The sequence below is a fragment of the Paenibacillus sp. N22P23 genome, from assembly GCF_059383735.1.
The window spans coordinates 21256-46604 of the sequence record NZ_JBXENT010000010.1 but is presented as its reverse complement, the minus strand read 5'-3'; the positions used below and the strand labels follow the sequence as shown (position 1 = coordinate 46604).

At 41.6% G+C, this 25349-nt stretch carries 25 protein-coding genes and 1 riboswitch; of the genes, 23 read left to right on the top strand and 2 right to left on the bottom strand.

Features of this window, described 5'->3' with window-relative positions; translation table 11 throughout:
- Nucleotides 1-434 precede the first annotated feature (434 nt).
- The gene (locus tag AC506A_RS26515) at nt 435-1100 is read right to left on the bottom strand and encodes a helix-turn-helix domain-containing protein (RefSeq protein WP_495464010.1); all 666 of its coding nucleotides are present in this window, start codon (nt 1098-1100) and stop codon (nt 435-437) included.
- Between the two features lie 37 nt (nt 1101-1137).
- Nucleotides 1138-1222: riboswitch (cyclic di-GMP riboswitch) on the bottom strand.
- A 312-nt stretch (nt 1223-1534) separates the two neighbouring features.
- Here AC506A_RS26515 and AC506A_RS26510 point away from each other — a divergent pair.
- The 20 genes from AC506A_RS26510 to AC506A_RS26415 all read left to right on the top strand — a co-directional run bounded on the left by AC506A_RS26510 (nt 1535) and on the right by AC506A_RS26415 (nt 22367).
- Entirely contained in the window at nt 1535-1771 is a 237-nt protein-coding gene (locus tag AC506A_RS26510) for a type II toxin-antitoxin system HicB family antitoxin (RefSeq protein WP_495464009.1), read from the top strand.
- Between the two features lie 182 nt (nt 1772-1953).
- Nucleotides 1954-2589 carry a hypothetical protein gene (locus AC506A_RS26505; protein WP_495464008.1) on the top strand — a complete coding sequence of 212 codons (636 nt, stop codon included), beginning with the start codon at nt 1954-1956 and terminating at the stop codon, nt 2587-2589.
- 97 nt (nt 2590-2686) lie between these two features.
- A complete protein-coding gene (locus tag AC506A_RS26500) occupies nt 2687-3166 on the top strand; it encodes a hypothetical protein (protein WP_495464007.1) in 480 nt (159 codons plus the stop codon).
- A complete protein-coding gene (locus AC506A_RS26495) occupies nt 3166-4017 on the top strand; it encodes a S1 RNA-binding domain-containing protein (RefSeq protein ID WP_495464006.1) in 852 nt (283 codons plus the stop codon). The genes AC506A_RS26500 and AC506A_RS26495 overlap by 1 nt, the downstream gene beginning before the upstream one ends.
- A gap of 16 nt (nt 4018-4033) precedes the next feature.
- Nucleotides 4034-4945 (top strand): replication-relaxation family protein, encoded by a 912-nt coding sequence (locus tag AC506A_RS26490; RefSeq protein ID WP_495464005.1) that lies wholly within the window; start codon nt 4034-4036, stop codon nt 4943-4945.
- Nucleotides 4946-4965: 20 nt separating this feature from the next.
- Nucleotides 4966-5520 carry a hypothetical protein gene (locus tag AC506A_RS26485; protein ID WP_495464004.1) on the top strand — a complete coding sequence of 185 codons (555 nt, stop codon included), beginning with the start codon at nt 4966-4968 and terminating at the stop codon, nt 5518-5520.
- Between the two features lie 27 nt (nt 5521-5547).
- Nucleotides 5548-7152, top strand: a complete 1605-nt coding sequence (locus tag AC506A_RS26480) for a hypothetical protein (RefSeq protein WP_495464003.1) — start codon at nt 5548-5550, stop codon at nt 7150-7152.
- Nucleotides 7149-8075, top strand: a complete 927-nt coding sequence (locus AC506A_RS26475; RefSeq protein ID WP_495464002.1) for a CpaB family protein — start codon at nt 7149-7151, stop codon at nt 8073-8075. The genes AC506A_RS26480 and AC506A_RS26475 overlap by 4 nt, the downstream gene beginning before the upstream one ends.
- Nucleotides 8072-9316, top strand: a complete 1245-nt coding sequence (locus tag AC506A_RS26470) for a CpaE/TadZ family protein (RefSeq protein ID WP_495464001.1) — start codon at nt 8072-8074, stop codon at nt 9314-9316. Before AC506A_RS26475 ends, AC506A_RS26470 begins: the two co-directional genes overlap by 4 nt.
- Nucleotides 9317-9328: 12 nt before the next feature.
- The gene (locus AC506A_RS26465) at nt 9329-10723 is read left to right on the top strand and encodes an ATPase, T2SS/T4P/T4SS family (protein WP_495464000.1); all 1395 of its coding nucleotides are present in this window, start codon (nt 9329-9331) and stop codon (nt 10721-10723) included.
- On the top strand, nt 10723-11649 hold the full coding sequence (locus AC506A_RS26460) for a type II secretion system F family protein (protein WP_495463999.1): 927 nt from the start codon (nt 10723-10725) through the stop codon (nt 11647-11649). The genes AC506A_RS26465 and AC506A_RS26460 overlap by 1 nt, the downstream gene beginning before the upstream one ends.
- Nucleotides 11650-11665: 16 nt before the next feature.
- Nucleotides 11666-12538 carry a hypothetical protein gene (locus AC506A_RS26455; RefSeq protein WP_495463998.1) on the top strand — a complete coding sequence of 291 codons (873 nt, stop codon included), beginning with the start codon at nt 11666-11668 and terminating at the stop codon, nt 12536-12538.
- A 12-nt stretch (nt 12539-12550) separates the two neighbouring features.
- Complete coding sequence (locus AC506A_RS26450; RefSeq protein ID WP_495463997.1) at nt 12551-12709, top strand: hypothetical protein; 159 nt, start codon at nt 12551-12553, stop codon at nt 12707-12709.
- 13 nt (nt 12710-12722) lie between these two features.
- Nucleotides 12723-12911, top strand: coding sequence for a hypothetical protein (locus AC506A_RS26445; RefSeq protein WP_495463996.1), 189 nt, complete (start codon nt 12723-12725; stop codon nt 12909-12911).
- An 85-nt stretch (nt 12912-12996) separates the two neighbouring features.
- Entirely contained in the window at nt 12997-13185 is a 189-nt protein-coding gene (locus AC506A_RS26440; RefSeq protein WP_495463995.1) for a hypothetical protein, read from the top strand.
- A 223-nt stretch (nt 13186-13408) separates the two neighbouring features.
- A complete protein-coding gene (locus AC506A_RS26435; protein WP_495463994.1) occupies nt 13409-13870 on the top strand; it encodes a TadE/TadG family type IV pilus assembly protein in 462 nt (153 codons plus the stop codon).
- A complete protein-coding gene (locus tag AC506A_RS26430; protein WP_495463993.1) occupies nt 13867-14490 on the top strand; it encodes a hypothetical protein in 624 nt (207 codons plus the stop codon). Before AC506A_RS26435 ends, AC506A_RS26430 begins: the two co-directional genes overlap by 4 nt.
- A gap of 142 nt (nt 14491-14632) precedes the next feature.
- Entirely contained in the window at nt 14633-15226 is a 594-nt protein-coding gene (locus AC506A_RS26425; RefSeq protein WP_495464133.1) for an HD-GYP domain-containing protein, read from the top strand.
- A 33-nt stretch (nt 15227-15259) separates the two neighbouring features.
- Entirely contained in the window at nt 15260-16195 is a 936-nt protein-coding gene (locus tag AC506A_RS26420; protein WP_495463992.1) for a copper amine oxidase N-terminal domain-containing protein, read from the top strand.
- 10 nt (nt 16196-16205) lie between these two features.
- On the top strand, nt 16206-22367 hold the full coding sequence (locus tag AC506A_RS26415; RefSeq protein WP_495463991.1) for a hypothetical protein: 6162 nt from the start codon (nt 16206-16208) through the stop codon (nt 22365-22367).
- Nucleotides 22368-22663: 296 nt separating this feature from the next.
- Here AC506A_RS26415 and AC506A_RS26410 read toward each other — a convergent pair whose 3' ends face one another.
- Nucleotides 22664-23323, bottom strand: a complete 660-nt coding sequence (locus tag AC506A_RS26410; RefSeq protein WP_495463990.1) for a prepilin peptidase — start codon at nt 23321-23323, stop codon at nt 22664-22666.
- A gap of 751 nt (nt 23324-24074) precedes the next feature.
- Between AC506A_RS26410 and AC506A_RS26405 the strand changes: the two genes are divergently transcribed.
- The 3 genes from AC506A_RS26405 to AC506A_RS26395 are packed head-to-tail and all read left to right on the top strand — an operon-like array spanning nt 24075 to nt 25314.
- On the top strand, nt 24075-24347 hold the full coding sequence (locus AC506A_RS26405; RefSeq protein ID WP_495463989.1) for a DUF1294 domain-containing protein: 273 nt from the start codon (nt 24075-24077) through the stop codon (nt 24345-24347).
- Between the two features lie 13 nt (nt 24348-24360).
- Nucleotides 24361-24630: a hypothetical protein gene (locus tag AC506A_RS26400; RefSeq protein ID WP_495463988.1), complete on the top strand. Its 270-nt coding sequence runs from the start codon at nt 24361-24363 to the stop codon at nt 24628-24630.
- Between the two features lie 9 nt (nt 24631-24639).
- Nucleotides 24640-25314: a nuclease-related domain-containing protein gene (locus AC506A_RS26395; protein ID WP_495463987.1), complete on the top strand. Its 675-nt coding sequence runs from the start codon at nt 24640-24642 to the stop codon at nt 25312-25314.
- Nucleotides 25315-25349 lie beyond the last annotated feature (35 nt).

Genomic DNA, 25349 nt, shown 5'->3' with positions numbered 1-25349 from the left:
ATCGGCCCTATTGTTAATTGCTTAATCCCTCTTATAATAATTTGCGTCATACGAAAAGATATGAGGCAGGCTGCGCAAATTACTGCATCGGCATGTGGGATAGGATATTTATTGCAGGGAATAGTATATCACTACTCCAATCCTATTAATCGTATCCACGAAAGTCTCTTGATAGCATTAATCGTCACCATACTAGTCATGGTTATTGTCAGATATAAAGTTCAATTTAGTTATTTAACAAGTCCGCGGATCATGAAAATTCACGGAAATAAGATGACCTTTCTTTCCTTCACTATGTTGATCTTGCTATCCTCCTCAGGCTGGCTATCAAGATTGTTACCTAATGAAACGTCTTTCTACGCGATAACAACTATCATATTTATCGTTCAAATCATGATACTTGTAAAATCGTACAGACTTGAAATTGAGTGAATTTAGAAATCAGAAATTCTAATCTGTATTAAACGAAAAGGCAGCGGTTGCTCGTTTAATTTCGGATCGTGTGATAGCTCATTATTCAATTCAATTGCTCTCAAAATATGATTTTTAAAAATTTGGGCGCGAAACAGAGTAATTTCAATGTAGTTATTGTCTTTCTTATCGGAGAAATAGATCCTTCCGAGTTTTTCATCATAGCATTTGACTTTCTGTAAGTTAAAATAAGTACCAATTTTGGAACGAACGAAACCAATATCCTCAAGTCTTGCTTCAAGTAGCATATAATCGTGGAGTTGCATGCACTCGTAAAGTATTTGATCCTCTAAATGAATTTGGACACGATGATTTTCATCTACCATGACAAACAAGACATCATTCAAATTGACTTCAACCGTTCTATATTCTTCGGTAGATACAGAACCCTGATCAATATGACCAGCGATTATCATCAGTTCATCAAAGTCTGTATTATAAGCTTCAGAAAATTTCCTTAAGGTTTGAGGGCGAGGAATGATTTGAGGACCATTTCTACGATTACTGCCCAACTCGACATCACGAATATATCCGTGACTTAATCCACTATATTGAGCTGCTTTCCTTAGACTAAATCCACATGCTTGACGAAGTGATTCAAGGTGGGTTCCGATGGAATTTGGACCCATATTAAAACTTCCCCTCTAATTATAGGTATTGGCGAGAGTTGGCAACCCGGCTATCATGGTTTGAACACTTTAGACCCGTGGTTTTGCGTCCTACACTTTCGCATAGTTTGCACAATCTGCGTTCAACCTCTCATAAAATATAACATGACTCTCATATATTTCAAGTTAAAATAGGGAAAAAGAATCATTTTCTAGCGTATGGTGTCGTATACTGTCGAATGAAATCGAATGGTGACAACTTTTGTCTAATGACACCTAAATTGGAAGAAACATGTTGACCGATGATAAAGGTCATAGTACAATTCGACTGTACTAAAAATAGTACATACGAATTAATTACAGAAATATTACATGGTTCTGGTTTCTCATCTAACAAAATAAATAGTAATAAAGTATTAAAACTATCAGACACCATGCGGGAGGAACGATTTAAAATGGTTAGCACAGTTGGAAAAACAAAATTACCGATTACCCTATTGTTTGAAGGGAATCAAAACGACAGCAATTATTCCGTGTATATCCCCGAATTAAGACTAGGCACAGTCGGTGACACATTGGAAGAAGCACGGGAAAATGCAATTGACCTGGCAGTAATGGAACAAGAGCGGCTTTTGAAAGTTTGCAGAGACAATGAACCAATTATTGAACGCATTGAGTTGGAAATAGGATGATCAAGAGAATAATAGCCAAGAGATGGTGTGATCATTGCGATCATTGCACCATCTCTTTTTTAACGCAAAATCGCATTGAAGGAAAGGGTCAAATATATCCAATTTTTTTTCAGTGAAAAATTTGGTGTTTTGAAACCATGCACTTATAATCAACTTATAGAAATCGAAAGGAGAGAATCATTATGAGGCATTTCTTTGATCCATCATTGCTGCCGGTGACAGTAACTGATCTTGAAGGCAATCTGTTATACATTCGTACAAATGGGTTGCCTCACTATGGATACCCAGACATCATAGCGGATGCTTCGATCGAAGAGGGCGAACAAATGATTCTCGACTTTCTTGATCAGTTCTTTTCTTTGGAAATCAACATCAATAATGATTGGATCTATAACGGTAAATTGTTGAGACTTACTAAGAAAGAGGATGGATTAGCTCATATCACATATGTATCTGATGACCAAACCCGGATCATAACTTTTTTAAGCTCGTCGGGTGAACCTTCAAAATACGTATCGAAGGGATTGTCTGAGGTATATAATCATCCGGAGGTAGAAGTCACTGGCAATACACCATATTCAAAAGAAATATTGAGTCATGTGATGGATCAAGTAAAGGCCGGGACAATTTACGATGAGGATACCATAATATATTGCTTGGAAAACGAGTATGAAGTTTATTATTCAAGTGATCGATTGGGTAACCCTATTTTACAAATAAAACAGATAGAGCCTTTAAACAAAGTAGAAATGAGAACGGAAAGGAAAAGAAGTAGTAAAAATGCTGCTGCAGGAGCGCACTTAACGAGGTTAAAATAATCCTTCTCATTCGTATATTAGTATAGTAATATACTGATATATATATTAGTTAATTATTCAATATACTACTGACAGCTTTTCGTGAAGGGAGTATGATATGCGACATGAAAATTCACATATTATTGAAGAACTCGATTTTGTATTAACGCATCCAAGCTGCAGCGCCGCTGTCGTCGATAAGTTTTATCATAATTGCTTGTTCATATATAAAGAGGTTCCTCTATATACGATTATTGATCATATGAGTCGTGTAAAACCTAAAGTGTTAGAGGAATGGTCGAAACTCAATAACACTGTCAAGCAATTGCTGCTTACGGAGTTTGAAACCAGCACTGTGGTTGAGAATGGACCTGACATTAAAGTCGAGGTTGAGATTGAAGGTATCACACCAAGCAAAAATGGGATTTACATGATCCCTTGGCAAAGCAGCCTAGAGGAACCAATCGTATCTGCGAACTTCAAGAAGCGAAAGCTTCAGGTAACTGATCTCAAACTCGGAACTTTGGTACTCATCGGAGTAAGTAAAGTGAATACAGATCTATATCATCTTTTCGTAAAACGGGGAGGAATATCATAATGATGAACGATGCACTCAAAGTAAATCCGTTTCAGGAGTATATTGTATCCGCACGCAGAAAGACAATTCATCAAGGCATTGTAACCGCGGTTGAAAATCACGCACCATTTGGCCAGAAGATGCAGTGCGCATTAGTGGAACTGAACAACGGTCTGAAAGGATTAATTTACGAGGATCAATTTGATCGTAAAAAGTTCAGCTCTTTAGTCGGGTTCTTGGATCATAAGATTGATTTTATGGTCCTAGATGTTGCGAAGCTTGGAAAGGATGCTTCAAAGGTAAAAGTATTTGATGAGGAAAAAGGAATTGTATTGTTATCACGCGTACAGGCCATCGAAGAACTGGAAGAAGAGTTCTGGGAGACAGCCGACCTAAACCACGTTGTGACCGGGAAGGTCTGCGGCTTTGAAGATGAACGACTTTACCTTTTCGTAAAAGGCGTAGAGTGCGTATTGCCTATTCAGGATTACGAACACGACTGGACGATCTCAGGTAAAGGCCTTATCGCTCTTGGCACTGAGTTGACTGTAAAGATTACGCATATTGACCGGTCGAAGCGGCAAGTACGGGTTTCCCGGAAAGAACTGCTTGAGGATCCTTGGAAGCGGGCACACGAGAAATTCGGAGTGGATAACTTCTACACCGGCACTATTATAAGTGTCGTTCAGAAAGTTGGTGTATTCATTAAGCTTGCACCAGGAATTGAGGCATTAGCATGGTTCCCAAAACCGCACAAAATGCCAAGGGATGGAATTCTTGTAGGAAAAAAATGTTCGGTGCGTATCAAAAATGTTAGCTCAGATAGACGCCGGATCGCTTCGGATATCGTGGATTTCCCACACGAGATCTAGCAGAAGGGAATAACCGATGGAAAACAACGTGTCTCCTTTACTTATGCCGCAAAAGAGAAATGCAGTTCCAGAGCAACCGGCTTGGGATGATCCATATGCGTTCATTATTAATCAAAGTAAGTTGCCGAAACATGATTATCACTATATTAAGGACAAGTTTGAATCAAATTGGATTACCGATCGAGATATTGAGCTCGTTCGATTCATATTTGTTCATCGATGGCTAGTCCTGAAACAAATTGAACGTTTGTTTTTTCCAGACGTCGATCGCGATAAATCCGTCCGAGATAGATTAAACCGACTCATTAAATACGGACTCTTAAGGCGAACTCAATGGTCAAGCTATTCGTTACCTGAGAAAAACCGTCCAAGTATTTACGAACTTGGTGACAGCGGTGCTGATATTTTGAAATACAAATACGGCATTATGGTGGGGCAGCGGGATCCACGAGTTAACAAGACAACGACGATGGTTTACCGTATGCGCTACATAATTACAAACGAGCTCTATATTCAGCTTCGAAGCTCGTTCGATCTTATTCATTTCGAGTTTCATCCCTCCCTAAAATGGAAAGAGGAACACGTGGTTCCAACTGCTCGTTATGTGTTGCGAAATCCAAAAGGAAGGGAAATGCCGTTCTACCTACTATGTCATCGCGAGGATGAGAAATGGGTAAAAACGGTCCGATTCCAAGCCAGGTTCTTCAAAGAATTCCTTGCTTATGAAGATAAGGCGGCAACACTAGTCATCCTGGTCTCCACAGATGAAAAAGCACAACTTGCCAGCAAAATTGCTGAACAAGAAGGGATCCCTTCAAATTGTGTCTGGTATTGTACAGACAAAGACCTGTTGGATGAGACGATCGAATTGAAACGTGGGTTTTTTGCGATTCATAAAGGCGAGAAAACTTATTACGATTTGCGATAAAGAAGAAAGGAGAGGCGTTAGTGATTCATACGCTGAAGATCGAGCTTCTTACTGATAATGTACAGCACGAAGTTCTCCGTGATGTCATGGCCCGCTTCAGCCAGGTTTGCAATCATATTAGCGAGATCGCATACCGCACGGGGACACATAAAAGCAAGGTGAGGCTATCCAAACAGTGCTATCACCTCACTCGTCAAGAATACGAAATGCCATCGCAAATGGTCGTTCGAGCGGTTGGCAAAGTCATAGATGCATATAAATCCGGATTCCAAGCAGAAATGAAATTTGGGGAGCAGACATCGGTTGTTTACGATTCTAGGTCGCTGACCTTTAAATGGATGAACAATGTATCGATTTCTACTTTTGACAGCCGCATCGAAATCCCATTTCGAGTTGTTGAATATCGAGAAGGTATATATGATCGACTAGGTAGCGGGTTAGCTGAACTAATTAATCATGAAAATACATTTTATCTGCTGTTGTTGGTTGATCTCCCAGCAGCAGCAGCGGGATATACGTACGAGGCCAACAGAAAGAAAAAGAAGCGAGTCAATAGTGGTATATCAATTAATTAATATACCAGTATGAAAGAAGGTGAAGTAGTGAGACGATTATTCCTTGTTTATGATGACAATGACTTTGCTGAATGGATTCGTGAAGAACTGAGTGAATACGGGAGCGTCATCAAAAGCATCGATTCACTTGATTTTTTCAGACCACAGTGGAGCTCATTGGATACGCCTACTGATGTCGTTATCATTCCGGAAACCGTAGTCAAATCAGATGAGTCGTTCAGAAGTGTCTATCAGTTTGTACGATCTGCTTCGCCAGAAACGGTTATTCTACTTATTTACTTCCGAACGAAAGACGCGCTTGTTACAGAAGTCGAGTCAGATGGCAATGTATGTGTAAGTTTTGACGAATTAGACACCGGCTTATTAGATGCACGACTTCGGGGTAGAAATAGCGCTGCTGCTCACAAGGTTGTGAACAGCGCGAAAATCGAAGGCAGAGGACCTACGGCCGAGTTCGACAAGAAGATGCAACCAAATGAAACGATTGAAAAGCAAGCTGAGCCCGCAGTGGAACAACCAGCACAAACGTTGGAAACGTTAAGTAACGAAGAACAAAAATATGTTAATGAAGATACGACAGGAATCATCCCTGATCAAGTCATAGAGTCTGAAGTGGTCAAGAACCAAATCGACAAGATATCTTCAGAAGAACCACAGCCGGCAACTACCGCTCAAGCCCCAAAAAAGCGATCCGCGGAAGAGCAAAAAATCAAGCTTCAGCGGATAAAAGAGCGAATCATAATTGAAGAGAAAATCGTCACCGTTCATGTCCCGGTGCACCTTAACTCAATTTTAATCTCGATTGTAAGTCTGTACCCTCGAGCAGGTGCAACCTTCGTAGCATCCAATTTTGCTAGACTCCTGGGTGAGAATAAAATCCCAGTAGCGGTACTAGAGCCTATACTACAAAAAGTAGGATCCACCTATTTTGAGCTTATGCATGGTGACAGTAATGCGCCGAAGGAATGGATCTCCTGGGCAGACCAGATTATGAAATCAGGTTATATCACCAATGAAAAATCGTGGGTTCAAGGCGGGGTCACATGGATTCCATCTAGTGTCGATCCTACTCCCAATTGGTCGGAAGGTCACACTATGCAGCTACTGATCGCAGCCAAGAAATATCCTATAGCGATTTGTGATATTTCATCTAATTATAAAGAATCTCAATGTAAAAAAATACTTAGTATGTCTGATGAAATTTGGATCGTTGCAGACGGGGACCCTATTCAATTAAATCATCACCTTCATCAAGTGGATGCAATTAAAAACGAGTATCCCGGCAAACAAATGAAAGTGATCGGGAATAAATGGGGGGCACACATTAAGCAGAATGAGTGGAAAAACGCTTTGTTACTTCCAACGCTTGCCCAAATTCCGGATATGGGGAATGTCGTTCTCAAGTATGCATGGGATGGGAGACTTGCTTGGGATGATCATAAAATGAAAAACGTCCTGTCAGGGCATTTCAAACCAATGGCGAGAGCTGTGCTCCCGAAAGAAATGTATTCACTTCTGAAGCAAGATTATGGGTTCGGTGCGAAAGTGAAGAAGTTATTCAAACAGATAAAATCCCTCGAAGATGAGACAAAAACAAAAACAACTGAGTTGTTGGAGAGGAGTAAGAAATGAATCGCAAGCTACTATCTGTGATTGTCGGGTTGGCAATCGCTGCTGCAAGTGTGGTCGGTTTTTATAAATACATGAAGACTGTTCAAACAGACGTTACTATGATGCAGACATATAAACCAGTAAAGATGATTGAAAACGGGCAATTGATTACTTCAAGCATGATCAAAGAGGTGTCAATTCCAACCGTCCAGCATATGGGCAACGCTTATTTAGATAAAACCGATATTGTCGGCAAACGGGCTTTGGTTCCAATAGGGGAGACAGAAGAGTTTCTTTCTTGGAAACTCGGGAAAGACGATCTCTTTCCAACGGGGGAGGAGCAATACATCGGCTTCAAGATTGATTTTGTCGGAGCAGTAAATAATATGGTCCGACGTGGTGACAAAGTAGCAGCATGGGTCGAATATACCAAACCTAAGGTATTTGCCGCTAACGGCGAAGAAATCGACGATGCACAGCAGGCTGCCTTACTCTCCGCAAATCCGATAATGTCGTTTAAAAAGGTGTACCTCAAAGAATTAATTCCTGATTTAACGGTTGCCTATGTAAAGGATGCGGAAGGGAAAGAAATTGTAGATGTCCAAACAAGCGGACCACTATCAATGGCAGTAACTGCAAGCCAGCGCGATGAAGAGAATGCCGAACGATATCGGCAAAACGCTACTAACCAACCGGCATACATTACCTTCATTATGTCGAAGGAAGATTATGAAGCTTTTGCAATCGGCGCGAAAGACGGAACTATTCGACTGGGACTTCCGAATTCGAAAGCACTCATCGGAACAATCGAAAGCAACCAGCAGGCTGCTGCAGATGACAAGAAGTCGGAGCTCATAAATACGGATTCATCAAGTCAGCAAGATGTAAGTACGAATACTGACACATCGGGATCTGTCGATAGCAATGGAGGAACTTCAAAATGAAGAAGATTGTATATGCATTTTCGAAACCAAGTCTAGCAGAGGCTGCCGGGAAAATTGTCTCACCCGAAGATGATGTTACATACGCCTTTAATGAGACGGAGCTTCATAAAGCTCTGAATAAATTAGGTCAATCAATCGATTTCCTCTTTGTGCATGAAGATATGTTCAGCACCAAGTATCCATGGGAGTGGTTGAGTAGTATTAAGATAGCTGCTGGGAATAAGACGAAGATAGTTGTTTTATTCTCAGAAACGACAGATTCGTGGTACCGAGAAATTATTACACGTCTTAGCATCGACATGGGAATATCTCTCATTCCGAATGGATTAACGGTAGATGAAATTGCTGAAGAAATTTCGGATCGAATAAGGAATAAATCAAAGCAGACTGACGTTAACGAAGGTGGACGATTGATCACAATCATGTCCGCATCACCGAAAGACGGAGCCACTACGATTTCTATTTCAACAGCTGCTTGTGCAGCCTTGAGAATGCCTGAAAAGAAAGTGCTTCTGGTTGACTTCAATCTGAAAAGCCCCGAAATTCGAGATCATCTAAACATCCAATCGGAGAAGGGATATCAATTGATACAGGCTGATTGTGATTCTGGGACGCTAGAAGCAAGCTCTCTGTTGAAAGCCTGCGAAGGCATTAAAGAGATTCCGAATCTCTACATTATGACTGGCATTCAACGGCGAGAGTGGGCTGAGAAGATTACCATTGATGAAATCGGACATTTCCTCTCAGTTGCAAAGAAATCGTTTGACTTAATCTTCGCTGACGTTCATACGTTCCCGGATCAAGCTGCAACTCTTAAATGTGTGAAAGAGGCAGACGATCGCCTGGTGGTTGTTCAACCGATAGTCACAAGCTATCAATCCTCATGGAACGATTGGTTCAACAGCGTATGGCAGCATTATGGCATGAAAGAAAAAGACTTCCATTTGGTTCTGAATCGAGATAATAAAGGAACTTTGGACGGCTTCGGAATTGAGAAGGCAATGGGAACTAAAATTGTATCTCGCATCCGGAATGTCGATAAGGGAGCGGGAATTAAGGCTATCAATTACGGCCAGCCGCTTTATCTGAACAATGGAGACGAATCTTTGGAGTTTCGGGAAAATATTCTACAGCTGACAGGCTGGATAGCGGAGAAAGCTCAAATCGAGATGGTTCCGCTTCAGTCAGATCGAAAATCTGTACTTAAAGGGAAACGGAAATTACTTGGTTTTCTCGGTTAGGAGGGGAATGGATTGAAAGGCACATTACCGGCTCGGAAACTGCGCAATCGATTTAGTATCGTGGAGCAGTTACAGAAGCAAGAAAAAAAGCATACCAGTGTGAATCGTGGATACCAGCATCGTACCCTTGATGAAGTTGTCAAAATCGTTCAAGAAATACTGAAGAAAACGGATGGCACTGCAGAGGAACAAGACGAGCATAAAGAGCTTATCCATCAAGCCGGCCTAGGGGACCCAGTATCCCAAGATAAGGTGAAGGCACTCATCAAGCAGATCATTTATGACCATATGCTGTATGCATCAATTGGCGAACTGCAAGAACGCATGAATCTTGCCGAAGCTGTTTTCGCTCTTACAGTTGGGGCAGGCTACATTGAGGATTTATATAAGGGTAAGGATATCGAAGAAGTGCAGGTCAATGGAACTGAGATTTACATTATGAAGGATGGCGTATCAGTAAAGTTCCCGCGAAAATTCAGCAGCACTGAGCAGGTCATCCGATTGCAGGAAAGACTTGCATTGTATGGACGAGCTCGGATAAACGAGCAGCACCCTATCTGTCATACCTACATGTACAACAACGAGCGATTAACAATGACACAGCCGCCTTACTCTGCATTCCCTACAATCGCAATTCGTAACTTCATTATTCAGGATCCGGATTTGCACACAACTTTGGTTGACCGCGGGACATTGAATAAAGAAATGGCTTTGTTCCTTAGTTTGTTGGTCAGGTATCATGCTTCATTAGTCGTTGCTGGTGGAACGAAAACAGGTAAAACAACAACACTTTATGCCCTTGTGAAGGAGATTCCTAGGCAGGAACGCATTGTATCACTTGAAACTGAGATGGAAATGCGACTGGATGAACGACTACAGGGACGCAACATCGTTCCTTTTCAATCAGTTCCTGAACTTGGTATTACCATGGAAGAAGCATTTAAGCCTCTTTTGCGGGAGAGTCCGGATCGCATCATTATTGGTGAAATTCGTGGTTCAGAAGCATCGCAAGCAGTACAAGCAGCTCTCCGCGGGCACGATACAATGGTCTCGCTCCATTCTAAGTACCGCAGCATGATCATTACAGACATTATGGATATGGTTAAACAGGACGGTCGCTCGCATGATGACAATATGTTGAAAAATCGGATCGGACGTGCCTTCAACATCGTAATATATCAACGCTTCGTGAAAGTACATGACTATAAAAACATACGCGTGATGACGGAAATTACCGAAATCATCCCTAATGATTCTGGTGAAATCGAAATGCGACCCATTTTTATCTGGAATGGTAGAAAAAAAGATTGGGAGAGAACTGAACATAAGATTAGCGATGAACTCATGGAGCACATGATGGGCTACGGGGCTGCTCCAGAGGAATTCAAAGAATTGGGTGTGTATTGATGCTTCTCATTCAAATTGCGTTCCTTGCAATCTTCGCAGTAGGCATGCTGCTCATCATTGAACCGATCGTTGGCCGTTTATTGGTTAGTTTCTCGATCATAAAGAGAAATCGATTCTATGATAAACGTCGAAGCAATGGCCGACTAGAAACGGTGGTTAAAAAATCAGTTTTTGATCATCCATTAATGAAAAAGCTTGATGAATATATGAGCATTGCTGAAATTAAGATTTCGGCACAAAACATACTTCTGATATGCGTTGCCATAATGCTCGTGGCGTTCATCGCAAGTAATAAGCTAATGCCTTCGCCGCTCTATAACCTAATAATAGGGGCTATCTTCGCAACCATTCCACTCCTATGGATTTGGTCAAAACACCAGAAAAAAACATTAGCCATGGCGAAGGTAATGATTCCAACCGTTCAGAATTTCATTGGATTTTTCACTGAAGCCGAGAATCTTGAGAGTGCCATATACAAATCAGCGAGAGGTGTTGAGCCGGAGATCGCTAGTGAGTGGAATCGCTTAATTATGGATTTTCAAACAGGTGAAAAACCAGAAAAGGCGTTGATTCAGTTTGCGAATCGAGTAGGGAATGACTGGGCGCATTACTTCGCCGACATTCTTATTACTCATATTGACACCGGTGTAAATATTACGTCTTCCTTGTTCAAGCTGGTTAGCGAGATGCAAAACTCGGAGTATAACGAAGAGAAGCGAATCACTCTGCTTACGAGTTACAAGTACGGAACATTTATCATGATCGCTCTATCTGTGTATGTTGTGTACTTTAACATCCAAATGGACCCGAAGAATTACCAGTATTATTTTCTCACTCCATCAGGGGTACACATAGTGACGATTTCCGTTGTTGTGTTGTTCATTTCATTCATTGGCGCAACATACATGGGTAGAAAGAGACTGTGAAGAAGGAGGGAGAGCATTGACAGGATGGATAATTCTTATCGCCTTTGCGATAGGAGCAGCACTTACCATATTACCGCTCGCCTTCTCTGTTAGGTTCAAGCGACGACTCCGGGTCCCTTCGACTAGAGCAAAGCAGAAACGATATCTATTGGATCTTTACGAAGCAGCAGTAGATCGGGAAAATACCCGAAAATCAAACTATGTAATTACTAGAAAACTAAGAGCGGCGGGACATCCTTTTGGGCTACAAGTATTCCATTATCAAACGATTCGTCTGGGACTGCCAATCGGACTAACTCTGTTGCTGTTGTTCTTCAATCATCTCAAAGCTAGCCTAAATGGATATTCGGCAGAATTCCCGATTCTACCTGTCATCGTTTGTATTACCGTCTCATACTTCGCTCCACCGTTACTTTTAAATATGATCGCAAGGCATCGGCGCGAGGTATTGGCAGAGGAGATTGTTAAGTTTTCGCATCGTTTGATTGTGTGTATAACCGATAAAATCCCTCTGTACTATGCCGTTAGAAGAGCCGGTCGTACATGTAAGGTATTAAAGCCTTACGTCGATGATCTACTTATAGATTGGATGGACAATCCTCGAGCAGCGATCAATAACTTCGGAGACCAGATTGGCATCAATGAGGTCCTCCCACTTACTAATACACTTCTAGCGAGTTGGAACGCGCCTCAGGAAAAAATTCTAAACTTGTTCGATGCTCAAGTGCGGAACATCGACACCATGAGGGATTTCCAGATAAAGAAGAAGATTGAGGCGTCGCCGCTGCGCGTCACATTCGTCATATTGATACCCTTTTGCGTAGCAGGCATCTTGGCCATGTTACCGTGGTATATAAGTTTTCAAGAAGTTATAAGACAGATATTTTGAAGGGGGGATCACGTGTCCGACAAAGCAATAGGAACCATTATCGTTATCATAATCGGTGTGGCACTAACCTTTTGGTTATTCAATAACCCAAATGGAATTGGTGATGGCTTAAACAAAGGCGGGGCTAACGTCAAGGCCAAAATCATTGAAGCTACAACTGACGACAACTAAGGAGTGAATATACATGTCAGACAAAGCAATCGGTACAATTATCGGAATTATTATTGGTGCAGCACTACTCTTCTGGGTGTTTAATAACCCGAGTGGTATTGGCGATGGAGCTAGTGATGGAGCAACAAAAGTAAACACGAAGGTATCTACTTTTGACTATAGCGGGTCGGTCGCTCCGGGCTCTAGTCAGACAATGCCGTAAAAATGGCAATATCGTGATTAAATTGAACACGGATCAACCTAAATTCATTCGAAGCATCACTAGATAACTAAGGAGGAAAAACAAAATGTCAGACAAAGCAATCGGTACAATTATCGGAATTATTATTGGTGCAGCACTACTCTTCTGGGTGTTTAATAACCCAAGTGGTATCGGCGATGGAGCTAGTGATGGAGCAACAAAAGTAAACACAAAGGTATCTACTTTTGACTATAGCGGCTCCGTCGCTCCAGGCGCCGGCCACACGTTGCCTTAGAAATGGAAAACAACGTCATTAAAATTATTGCGGCTCTTATCGTCATCGGACTGTGTGTGTGGATATTCACAGGGCCTAACGGTTTAAACGATGCTGTTTCAAATGGCTACGACAATCTCAAAAAAGATGTGCGTTCGTATGGGTACAAGCCAGGGCCGTGAGCTTGAAGAGAGGGAGGGTTTCGCCCTTCCTCTTATTAAATTCCGGAAAGAAGTGTGTAAGAATGCTATTTAGACGCTTATTGAAGCCAATGAAAAATGAAAAAGGAATCTCCGACTTAATTGTTCTACTAATCGTTTTGCCTATATTCTTTGGTTTTACCGTCATAATAGCATCGATCTTCCTTTATACGATGCGTCAAGCCAAATTGGACGATATTATGGACCGCGCGCTTCAAATGGTAGAACAATCGGGGCATCTTACGCCTGTCATTCAAAATGATATAACGACAAAAATGGCTGCGCTCGGATATCCAGCAGTGGCTAAGAACGGAAAGAACTATCCTATATTTACGGGCAGTTCGATGACGAAAGTCGGTAAGTTTGACGCCGATCCAACTGTAAAACTCGTTATTCAATATCCCGCTACGGATCTGGCCAGAATTATGATTCTCTTTGGCGTAGATTCGACAGAAGAACCCGGTTACTTCTATCTTGACGATTACGGGAGAAGTGAAGAGAAATGATGAAATTGAAAATAATAGGCAACGAACGGGGCGGGGTATCGGTAATGATATTTTCGATAATTGCTATGCTATTTTCTATCCTCGTAATGCTTGTTTGCCTTGACTATATTCTATTTTATAACTCACAGAACAAGTTGAAAAACGATCTGAACACTGCGGTCCATGCCGGTTCGTTATCGATTGACGAAACACAACTGTCACAGGGCAATCTCAGACTTGATACATCATCGCCAGGCTCGCGGGTTCAAGATATGTTCTTTAAGTATCTTCGGCTTAATATGAAGTTGGACAATAGCAATCGAGCCGTTGCCGGCAGTATTTTGAAATCGGGGACAATTGTGACAGTCGACGAGCTTCTCTATATCGATTATGAATCAGGCACAATAATGAATCTAAACTCAAAACCCTCGAGCTGCACATATAACACTACATCTTCAACCGTCACCTGTTCCATTACATTAGATACAGGGGCACCAACTCAAATCAATAGGACAATTAATGAGACGGTCATCGGTCCCTCGCTTGTAGCAATTGTAGACACGGTACATGAAGGTATTGGTGGGCTCATGAATGAACCACTACTAATACCGGCAGTTCAAGAGGTTTATTTTTCACAATAATGCCCGTGAAAAATTATGAGAATGATTGATTGTCGTATATAATATAATTAGTTAATTAACTAATATAGTAATATACAAGTATTAATAAGCACTCTGCCAACAGCTTAAAGGGAAGGTGAGTACTATATATTCACAATTTCAAATGGTGATGGAGAATGATCTTAGGCTACATTGGATTAACACTAAGGAAAAGTATGAGACGGTAAGAGTGGTCCAGGCGCTTTTTAATTGCTTACAAGTTAGAGATCCTCTTACAGCGGCTCACTCACTTCATATGGCAGAACTGTCGTACAAACTTGCGTTACGCTTTGACAAACAAAATGCTCCTCTTTATTACGCAGGCGCTATTACACACGACATAGGTAAATTGGGAATGTCGGATAAGGTGTTGAAAGGCAATGAGAGACTAACGGCTGAAGAGAGAGAGTACCTGCGCGTACATGTATCGGATGGGTTGCGGATCTTAACTGAGCTTGAAATGCCTCAAATAATGCTGGATATTGTCCGATATCATCATGAGCGGTATAACGGAAATGGTTATCTAGAGGGTCTTGAAGGGGACGCCATTCCGCTACCTGGTCGAATTTCGGCAATTACGGATACTTACTCAGCACTTACATCTGAGCGACCGTATTCAGCAGCTTTGGAACATGATATTGCAATTGAGATTATGAAACGGGACTGCAGTCAATTCGATCCCAAAATTCTAATCTATTTTGTAAATATGTTCGTTTAATAACATCATTTACATATAAGGAGATGCTTAACTATGAAGAAAAAAGTACTTGCAGCTACCCTAGCTTTATCTATGGTATTACCATTTGGTGCAGCGAATGCTGAGACGCCAAAAATTGTGAAGTCAGATATGCCAATAGAAGTGTTATACAACGCAAGAAAAATCGTATTTGATGTAAAGCCTAAAATGATAGATGGCACCGTTTTGATTCCAGTTCGGTATGTATCGGAGAAGCTACAAGCTACCGTAGCCCAACAGGGCAATACGATCCTTGTTTCCAAAGGTAGTAAGACTATCAAGCTAACGATCGGATCGAAGGTAGCTGTAATAAATGGGAAAAGTGTCACGCTGCCACAGCCAGCTATTGTTGAACAAGGGCGTACCCTTGTACCAATTCGTGTGATTAGCGAGGGTCTTGGCGTGACGGTAGAATGGGATTCTGATTTAAAGTTTGTATGGATTGGAAGCAAAGTTATTCCAAAAGTCGAAGAGTTTGGGAAGCAGGAAGATATTTCCCCTTACATGCACTATCTAAAAGGGATGGAAGACTTAGTTACTTTTGTGGATGAGAAATATAAGCGTGTTGTTGTACTCGATAATGATGATTATCCGTTTCAATTAGGAAATATCACTTTTTATAGAATTGATGTTGCATACGACAATGCCAACAAAGTCTATTTGCAATCGTCTGTACTTGATAATTCAGATATTGGATATAACATGTTCTATTTAGTGAGCAATAGTTCGGCGAGATACAGGGGAGAGTTAAGATATCTTCGCGAAAAAACACAAAGCGGAACTAGGAAGAAATACCATGGAATAGTGGCTATTGGTGATCTCCAAGATCTTAATATTAAAAACTATCAAAACTTTAATATCAGTGATATTGACTATTTCGGAATTAAGTATAGTTTCCGAGCTGCAGATAAATCCCAGTGTGGAGTACTCATTAAGAATCCTTGGAGGTAGAAGTTATCCAATGCAAAAGACCAGCAAGGTTCTAAAGAGAGTTTCATATACGCTACTGTTATCATTTTTAATTTCAATTCTCTCTCAATTTAATTATATCAGCCAAGTAAATGCAGCAGACAATTCCAGTATTACGCCGGTTAAGGAAATTGACCTTGATACACAAATTCCGATTCCGTCAACTAAACGATATGCAGTGTCCTTCGTTTATGTAGATATATGGTCTGATTCTAGTGGTGAGTGGACCACATATCATCCAGATGAAAGTAATGTTCCCGTGACTGCTCCATATACTTTTACTTTTCCAGGGAGAACTGTAAAATCCGTCAAGGTGCTCCCCTTCAAACCGAGCGAGGCAAGAGATCAGGATTTCTTTTCGAGATCGCGTACTGGATTGGGTTGGTCCACCTATGCTAGTTGGGTGGGAAAAAATGCATCAGCTCCAACCAACTCTACGCCTACCTATGGATCAAGCACGGTTTCATTTGATATCTCATTGACAGGAACATTAACAACTGTAAATCCTGCAACTAGGTACAAGATCCGCGATGAGGATGGAGTCTGCAGTAACTGCTCACCCAATGTAGTAGGTATTCGTTATTTCTTTCCAGTACTAATAGAATTCACGCTTAACGGCCAGTATGAGATTCGAAACTATACAACAGATGAGCAACCATTGGACCCCATAATACCCACTCGAACCGGCACAATGATTGCGGGTTCGACTTATCCATATGCGCCAGCTACACATTCAGATTATACGTACTCAGGGAAGTATAAAAAGACTGTAGATGGCAGCGATCCGCAGAATCAGAACTTTTTAACTGGAACACCATCGTTTAAATATGACGGGGGATTCGATACATATATTGTTAATTATTACTATGATAAGAATTCTGTGTCTGATGGAAAAGCGCATATACGACATGTTACAACTACGGGGCAAAGCCTATCTTCTGTGCCTGGGTTTAATGATCGTACCATTGATTTATTGAATGGCGATTCTTTTACGGAGACTCATCCTTCAGCAGCTGGGTACAACTATAAAGGCCATGTTAAAACGACAACCGGTGTTGATCCCGGAAATGATCCAAATAATTTTAAAACCCCAACATCAGGGGAATATAGCATCGCATCCTATAATAGTTCATCTTTCAAAACACTCTATCTTTATTATGTCTACGATGTAGTCAGCGCTGGTAAAATTCATGTTCGGCACATGGTTCGTAACAGCTCGTCTGAACCTTATGTGCAGCAGAGCGACGAAGTGATTCCAGTTCCGACTTTACCGCACTCTCAAGTGGTTTCAGCCAATTCTGCTCAATACGGGATACTTCAAGGTAAGAATCTTTCCTATGTTGCTTATTCAAGCACTGTTACAGCTGGCTCAAGCGCCAGTGTAAATTTAACGGCTGCTCTACCAGAGGCATATGTAACATTCTTTTACGAAAAACCGAAGGATAACGGTCCTAATGATCCACCAACTTTTCAAATCGGATTTGTTTATCCGTATGCCCCAACCAAACCACTGACTCAAGTCTTAGAGGGAACGGTGCTCGATCTCATTTATATTGATGATCCATCCATACCTACCCCATTTGATCCAGATGGTGACCTTATGACGTTCTTGGGATTTGATTATGCGGCTGGGAATGCATTTATTCAGTCGATTCCTTCTAAGAGCATTGAGTATAATGACGGTCAGCACAGTTTGACGATGGACAAGCGTGGCTCCCACCGAGTATGCGCACAAATGCGAGATGCACAAGGCGCAACGGCTACAGCGTGTACAACAATACAAGTCGTGCCGCCAAATCCAGTTCCAATCATCGACGGACCTTTAGAGGTTGTAGAGGGACGGCCACTGCCGATTGCCTTTGGTTCCTCTCATAGTTACAGTCCCATTGCTGGCCGATCTATTGACCATGCTAGAGATGAATGGTCGAACAAAAAAACACTGTATACGACGCCCGGCACTGAAGTCATTACCCTTAACGTCTACGATGCAATCGGATTTAAATCCCTTGCTCCTGCTCAGCATACGTTGACAGTAAAACCTGACTTGCCTCCAGATGTGAAGATCACCGGCCCTTTGAAGTTGCTTAGAAACGTCACTGGCAATTATACAATCGATATATTCAGCATCGACGGTGATACGATCGTGAAGAAAGAAATAAAAGAGCGTTACGATAAAGACAATGATGGTAACTTTGTTGAAGAAGCCCCTGTGACCATAAGTTATGGAACGGGGAAGATCGATCTTAAGTATGTGACCGTTGGGAAACGTCAAATTGAAGCTTGTGGAACAGAAGATTGGGGAAAAAGCGCATGTGAATCAATCATCATTGATGTCATTAATGATGCCCCATTTGTTTCGTTTGAGATGAAAGGCGAAAACTCTTCCCCTCCTATGTATGGGCTAACATACAAGATGAGGCCAAGCGATCTAGTATCATCCACGTGGAAGAATACAAATCCAGTGAAGCGATGGATCTGGGATAATGAAGAAAACTCCCTGTCTAGTGTGGTTTCAGATGGATTTAGCCTTTGGAGAGGGCCGTCGAAAACAGGAATAACGGTCAGTCCAATGTCGGATCAAAGTGATAGCACAGTCTTATTTGACGATTACAAGATGGTTGTTGTTCCAAACAGCGGGAAACGGGCTAACGATGTTCAGATTTATAAGGGATCGACTCTATTACGGACCATCTCCGAAATAAGTGTAGATGAAATCGATCGAAGCTTAGAACTGGTCTATATTATAGATATAAACTACGATTACCTTTACACATTTACGCAGCTAGCCTTAGGACAGGCTCCTGAAGCGAAGATTGCGAATCCTAGTACTTTTTGGGGTTCTGCTGGAAGTGACAGTTTTCTTGTTGGAACTCACTCATTGCTGGATAATAAACCCATTAAATTTAACCTAGATTCAAAAAAAATTTACACGACCAGAAACTTCCCAGAAATGTCCTATAGTGGTCAAGATGCATCTAATAATTCTCTCTTCTCATCACCACATTTAGTAAATTCAACAACAACCTTTACGGAAGATTTACCAGCAGGTGTGTTTTATGTTCCTACGGGAAAAGCGCATGCGGGTGTCTCTATATCCCCACTAGGATATGACGCAAACGGAAATGTGTACTACGAGTCTATGGATAAGTGGTCCAAAGTGCCATCCGCGGGATCTACATCAAGTGTAACTTTCTATGAGCTAGGATTGACTAAACTCGATGGCAAGACAGGCAAGCCCATCTATACCATCAAGGATGGTACAATGTATGATTCTCAATTTGGCGGATATAGCCGTAGCAGTGGTTATGGTCTTGGAGGAGAACTAGCCAATAGTTCCGATGGCAGCAAGATTGGTTATATCGTGCGATATAGCGGTACGCATAATTTAATCACTAGAAAGGCAAGCGATGGCAGCTTGCTTCTTACTAAAGCTGTAACTGCAACTGACTTCATTATTGGTTCATACAAAGACTACATTATTGTTCAAGCTGCTAATGAGATTCGTGCCTATAAATTTAGCGACCTGTCGCTTGCCTGGACAACAACAGGGAGGATAAACGATTTAAGGTTCACACCGAATGGATATGCTTATGGCACCTATGACACACAGGTTCTTCAATTAGATCTGGAATCCGGTCAGTTAACGACACTTGCCACAATGGGAGCATATATCTATTCTTTAACAACTTTAAAGGATGGACAACTAGACGTTGAATCAGGATATAAGAGTCATTACCTACTCTCATCCCCAAAAATACTAGATAGATATTATGATTCATACGGCCAGTTCTATAGTGATACGCTGCCAAAACAGGATGATTTCTCATTAGGGTTTAAAATGAAATACAATTTTAAATTTCAAGGCACCGATCTATCATCTGGTATGTCATTCAGAATGGTAGATAAAGATAATATGTATCGGGTTGAAGCATCTAATGATACTGTTCGATTGGTGAAGATCGAAGATGGCACAAGAACCGTTTTATCACAAGCTGCCTTCATCATGCGATCAGGTACATACAGTTCATTTACGATTAAAGCGCTAGCCGATAACATTAAGGTTTATGCGAACGGTACGCCATTAATCGATATTGAAGATAGTACATTTACGGATGGAATGTATGGTCCATATGGTAACACTGAATTAACAGAATTAAAGGACATGGAGCTTACGGAAATCACCATTAACAAGTCATTGATGCTCAATACGGCCTTGGTTGGAGATAACGTATTCTACTCCCTGACCAATTTCGATACGGAGAATGACCCATTAATCGATGATAAAACGAAGTGGACGTATGACAAAGTAGCTGAGAAGTTCTTAGATGCAGGTGACGGTAAGTCAGGTCCTTCGAACTTGTCAGGAAAAACGTTTACTACGCCTCAATCTCCGTTTGATAAAGTTGGTCTTTATGATGTGAGCTATACAACGACCGATGATCCAAATGCTGCTCATTTATTTCCGGATCTGACATTTGAAGATTATCGAAAGGAATCAAACACGTACAGCACTCAAGTCATTGTTCATCGCAGACCTATATCGAACTTTGCACTATCCATAAATGCGGATGGAACAATAAAGTGGACAGACTCCAGCTACGATCCAGACCGATATTTAAGTGCCACTAACTACTCCACAGAGGCTACAGGCATTGACTATAAAGCGACCAAGGGTGTTATGGAAAAGTCTTTTTACTACATAACTCCAAGTGGAACGATGGTCAATCAGAAACTAGTTGCACCACAGGAGCTAGGGAAATATGAAGTGGGTATGAGCGTGAGGGATGAGTATCAGGCGTGGAGTACCTATTATGTGGTTACAATCACCATAACTAAACTCGCAGGGGCAAATGATCCGCCGATACCTGGCTTTACTACTACGCCAGTAACCACCTATCGCGGGGTTGCCATCACAATTGACTCAACAGCAAGTGATAAAGAGGATGGAGGACGCGAAAATCTTCCGCATCAGTATTTCATCTTGAGTCAAAGCACGGGAATTGAAAGTTTCCAGAGCACGGTAAGGACGACATGGACCAAATCATTCAACACCATGGGTACATTCAGCATCAGACAGGTCGTGACTGATTCTCTTGGACAGGAAGCGCAAATAAGTAAAGATGTTCAGGTTATCAATCGGAAGCCGGTTGCAAATATTTATATTCCAAGCAGCACGGATCAAAACAATCCAACGAAGATGACGCTAGTGCGTCCTACCTTCAAATGGAACTATGGAGATCCCGACGACGATCCACAAACCAAGTATCAGCTCAAAATATATCGCTACGGCGGCATTTTAGAGTTGGATTCCGGTGTTCAAAACGGTTCGATCTTAAATTGGATTCCTGGCTCGGATCTTCCGGAAAGAGTAAACCTGTATGTGGTTGTTCGTGTATTTGATGGGTATGAATGGTGCGACTACAGCTCTCCAAAATACTTTTACATTGAAACCAATCAGCCGCCTACAGGGGATTTTGATTGGCAGCCGAAGCCAATGTATGAAGGGGATACTGCGGTTATCACACAAACACTGAGTGATCCTGACGGAGATACGTTATCCGTTGTGTATCGCATAACTGCACCGGATGGTACAACACAAACCTTCAACCAAACCGTTAACGGTCCTACGTATGGCACAAACGGGCCTTCCTACAAGGCATTGACACCAGGGAACTATACAATCGAAATGACGGTATCAGATGGTAAGGCTCCAGCGGTAATTATAACCAAAATAATGCCCGTATTACCGCTAGGTATCTCCGGTCAGGTTAAACATACCGCAGTTTGGGATACTCGTCGTAAGCAGTACAATCTTGATAACGGAGGGACGGCAAATAGCCCGCGTGGAACTGATGTTTTCTGGGCAGGCGAAGAGTTTATCCTAACTGCTCAAACGACGGATACGGCGACAACAACTAAGGCATCCAGCGTACAAGTGACAATGAACGGAATCACTGAGAATTTGACGCCAAATGCAGCAAAGACCGATTGGACTGGAGCGATGTGGAGAGATAATTTCGATGATCTAGTAGACGGCACGTATTACTTCACCTTCAGGGCAACATACTCTAATGGCATCATTAAGACGACTGTTGTTGCTATAAAGATAAAAGATAGCATATGGGATGAAGCAAAAACGCATCGTATTCATTAAATAAAAACCCGCTCTTTATGGAGCGGGTTTTTTCTACAAATTTCAAGCGTAAGACGCTGGTCATATCAAACACAAAAGGGAATCGTCTTCGTATCGCATCTCCTATTGCTCCTCGTATACGGTAGAAGGTGTAAGCCTTGGAAGTGGGTCCTTGCATAAGCCTCGTAGAGCGCCATCATGCCCTTGCAGTAACTTGAATTATTATGTCTGTAAGTTAAATGGGTCGTTATAGTCTAATACCTAATTTTCTCAGACAACTTTATTTCTCAATCCAACACTTTATTTTCTTTGGACAACTACAGTAATAACTTTACCGTTAACCAACTTTCAAGCTCATTTCCCCATAGATAACATATAAGCGAAGAGCAAGCTATGAAAGGGCCGAATGGGACAAGCATAGTCTTACGATAACGCCCAGTGATTAGAATGATAAGGCCGGTAATCATGCCGGCAATGCAAAAGAGCATGAATGATAGAATCGACAGCTTAATTCCGAGCACTAAGCCAGATAGAGCGAGAAGCTTGATGTCTCCACCGCCGACTGATTCATCCCGACCAGTGAACTGTAAGAAGAGAGCGATGGTATAGAAAATTCCAGCCCCGACTAGAGCAGCTGCAGCATAGTTCAAAAACGGAAGGGGATGAATCCAACAGCGCGTAACTGCTACAAAAACGATACCAGGGATCGTTATCATATCCGGAATGGTCATATACCGCAGATCAATGAATATAACGGCAGCAAGAATTGCAGAGAATGGAATTGATATGAGCCATTCTGCCGAGTAATCAACGGACAACACACTAATGCATAGGAGAACAGCAGTAACACAACGAATGAGAGCAGACGACCTAGGACCTTGATTTGGAACTTCATAACGGACAGTGAATTGATTAATGCGCCCACCTAGCCAAAATCCAATCATAACCGCTGCAACAACAAGAAGAGATAGACTCATGTATTTAGCTCCTTTGTAAATGTAAAGGTACCTATTTGGTCGTGGTAAAAACGGAACCGGTACGGTATACTTCTTCGCGTCGACACTCACATATTAATATACTAATATACTACTATATTATGATACAATACTTGTATATTAATTAACTAATATATTGGTTAATTAATTGATTTAGCGGATATGGGGAGGGATGTCCTTGGTAAAGAATTGTAAAGTGAGGTAAAAGAAAACTTGATCGACTTGAAGGTAGCCGCTATTGAGCTCAACTGCGATCTTATTCTACAAAGAAAGGCAATTGAGATGAACAACCCGATATGTAGTGAGGATCCCCAAATCCAACTTGAAACAGCAAATCACGTTGGAACATTTTTCTATTATATATCCCGCTCCAAGTTAGCGGAGTATCTGATGCAGAATTATAAGGACTATAGCTTAGACGCTTTTGTTCATGAATGCACGCTTGAGCGAGCTAGGCAAGTCTATAACTGGCTTGTGAAAAATACTGAGAGGTGAAGAGAGTGCAAATTAGATACGAAGGTTATCTCATTAATCGATTAGGACAATATGCAAATCCGATAGAATTGACAACTTTAGAAGAGATTTTCACCTTCTGTGAATTGAATAAATGTCTACACTATGAAGTTCGAATTGTTGAACCAGTGGATGATGCAATAGTTGTTAGAACGATCGAGGGCAAGTATGTGGCTCCGGATGAATGGCACAAGTTTAATACATCAATGGAGAGCAACGGATGAAAATTGAACTATTATTCCTCATTGCTATAAATGCAATTGGTTTTCTTATAATGGGCTATGATAAGTCGCAAGCCCGCTCCAACCAAAGACGAGTGCCTGAGAAGAGATTGTTTACAATCGCAGCTTTAGGAGGCGCAGCAGGAGCTTGGGCTGGCATGCGGGTATTTCATCATAAAACAAAACACAAATCATTTACGATCGGGATACCGGCGCTCTTTCTAGTAAACATCATTTGCGCTGCATGCTATTTCTCGGTCGCAGTTAATTGAGGGGAGAACATCAATGAAATTAATAAATGATCAGAGACGCAGCAAGCTAAGGGCTTTGGATACAGAGAAGATTAATTCGCTCATAAAAACAGGGCGCTTACTCGTTATCCTCTACGGCGGACTGGCAGTCATTTTCTTGTTTATGTTCATCAACTTCCCAGCATGGCCAGTAATCCTTCTCAGCATCGTATGTGCAGTGCCGGCACTATTATCGTTGCTTTACATACTCGCTTTGTCTGCCGAAGCAAAGAGAAGGTTTCATACAGAAGAGGGTGTAGAGTAGAACATTTATATGGGACAAGTCTTTATAGTGCTTCTATATCTTTTAGTCTGTGCGGCTATAGTAATTATCGCATCCAGCATTATTTATAAAACAACGAAACGACGTCCGCTTGTGGTAACAATCAAAGCCGTTGTTCCGATTATCAGTCATAACGAGGATCAGATGAAGCCAGCTGCGCGGAATGAACATGTTTTCTATAATATTGCCGTTCCATGCGGCGACATAACGCTACTGCTTCATGAAATACGAATTAGGAAAAATGGTATATTCGTTGTTTTGCGAAAGAATCGATCTGGCACCATTTCAGGACATTTTGAAGATATGCTTTGGAGTCAAATGAAGTCGGATCAATATAAAGAGTTAAAGAATCCAATCCGCGAAGCGCGATTACACGTATACGGGTTATCCCGGATAACGAGATCGATGGGTATCCGTGAGTGGGTGCAAGGAATTGTTGTGTTTGAGAATCCGCACGTCGAGCTCATGGTAAATAGCCCATTCTATCCAGTCATAACGGAAAATGAATTAGAAGCATACATAGATACATTTCAACCAAAATGGGAAATGAACAACGAAAGCAGGAGCAAAATAGTAGCCTGGGCAGAGGTAGCTAGCCTCAAACGCTTAGCCAGCAGACCTGCAGCAGTGAATGAACATTTAATGGATCATATAAAGTCTGATTAGCTGAGGGCTTAATCACTATTAATAGGAGTGCAATC

What these genes read in the sequence shown, in the direction of transcription:
- AC506A_RS26415 (WP_495463991.1), top strand. Translation starts at nt 16,206, where the DNA reads ATGCAAAAGACCAGCAAGGTTCTAAAGAGAGTTTCATATACGCTACTG.
- AC506A_RS26420 (WP_495463992.1), top strand. Translation starts at nt 15,260, where the DNA reads ATGAAGAAAAAAGTACTTGCAGCTACCCTAGCTTTATCTATGGTATTA.
- AC506A_RS26515 (WP_495464010.1), bottom strand. Translation starts at nt 1,100, where the DNA reads ATGGGTCCAAATTCCATCGGAACCCACCTTGAATCACTTCGTCAAGCA.
- AC506A_RS26495 (WP_495464006.1), top strand. Translation starts at nt 3,166, where the DNA reads ATGATGAACGATGCACTCAAAGTAAATCCGTTTCAGGAGTATATTGTA.
- AC506A_RS26435 (WP_495463994.1), top strand. Translation starts at nt 13,409, where the DNA reads ATGCTATTTAGACGCTTATTGAAGCCAATGAAAAATGAAAAAGGAATC.
- AC506A_RS26510 (WP_495464009.1), top strand. Translation starts at nt 1,535, where the DNA reads ATGGTTAGCACAGTTGGAAAAACAAAATTACCGATTACCCTATTGTTT.
- AC506A_RS26475 (WP_495464002.1), top strand. Translation starts at nt 7,149, where the DNA reads ATGAATCGCAAGCTACTATCTGTGATTGTCGGGTTGGCAATCGCTGCT.
- AC506A_RS26395 (WP_495463987.1), top strand. Translation starts at nt 24,640, where the DNA reads ATGGGACAAGTCTTTATAGTGCTTCTATATCTTTTAGTCTGTGCGGCT.
- AC506A_RS26505 (WP_495464008.1), top strand. Translation starts at nt 1,954, where the DNA reads ATGAGGCATTTCTTTGATCCATCATTGCTGCCGGTGACAGTAACTGAT.
- AC506A_RS26400 (WP_495463988.1), top strand. Translation starts at nt 24,361, where the DNA reads ATGAAATTAATAAATGATCAGAGACGCAGCAAGCTAAGGGCTTTGGAT.
- AC506A_RS26410 (WP_495463990.1), bottom strand. Translation starts at nt 23,323, where the DNA reads ATGAGTCTATCTCTTCTTGTTGTTGCAGCGGTTATGATTGGATTTTGG.
- AC506A_RS26445 (WP_495463996.1), top strand. Translation starts at nt 12,723, where the DNA reads ATGTCAGACAAAGCAATCGGTACAATTATCGGAATTATTATTGGTGCA.
- AC506A_RS26470 (WP_495464001.1), top strand. Translation starts at nt 8,072, where the DNA reads ATGAAGAAGATTGTATATGCATTTTCGAAACCAAGTCTAGCAGAGGCT.
- AC506A_RS26460 (WP_495463999.1), top strand. Translation starts at nt 10,723, where the DNA reads ATGCTTCTCATTCAAATTGCGTTCCTTGCAATCTTCGCAGTAGGCATG.
- AC506A_RS26490 (WP_495464005.1), top strand. Translation starts at nt 4,034, where the DNA reads ATGGAAAACAACGTGTCTCCTTTACTTATGCCGCAAAAGAGAAATGCA.
- AC506A_RS26430 (WP_495463993.1), top strand. Translation starts at nt 13,867, where the DNA reads ATGATGAAATTGAAAATAATAGGCAACGAACGGGGCGGGGTATCGGTA.
- AC506A_RS26440 (WP_495463995.1), top strand. Translation starts at nt 12,997, where the DNA reads ATGTCAGACAAAGCAATCGGTACAATTATCGGAATTATTATTGGTGCA.
- AC506A_RS26500 (WP_495464007.1), top strand. Translation starts at nt 2,687, where the DNA reads ATGCGACATGAAAATTCACATATTATTGAAGAACTCGATTTTGTATTA.
- AC506A_RS26425 (WP_495464133.1), top strand. Translation starts at nt 14,633, where the DNA reads ATGGTGATGGAGAATGATCTTAGGCTACATTGGATTAACACTAAGGAA.
- AC506A_RS26405 (WP_495463989.1), top strand. Translation starts at nt 24,075, where the DNA reads ATGAAAATTGAACTATTATTCCTCATTGCTATAAATGCAATTGGTTTT.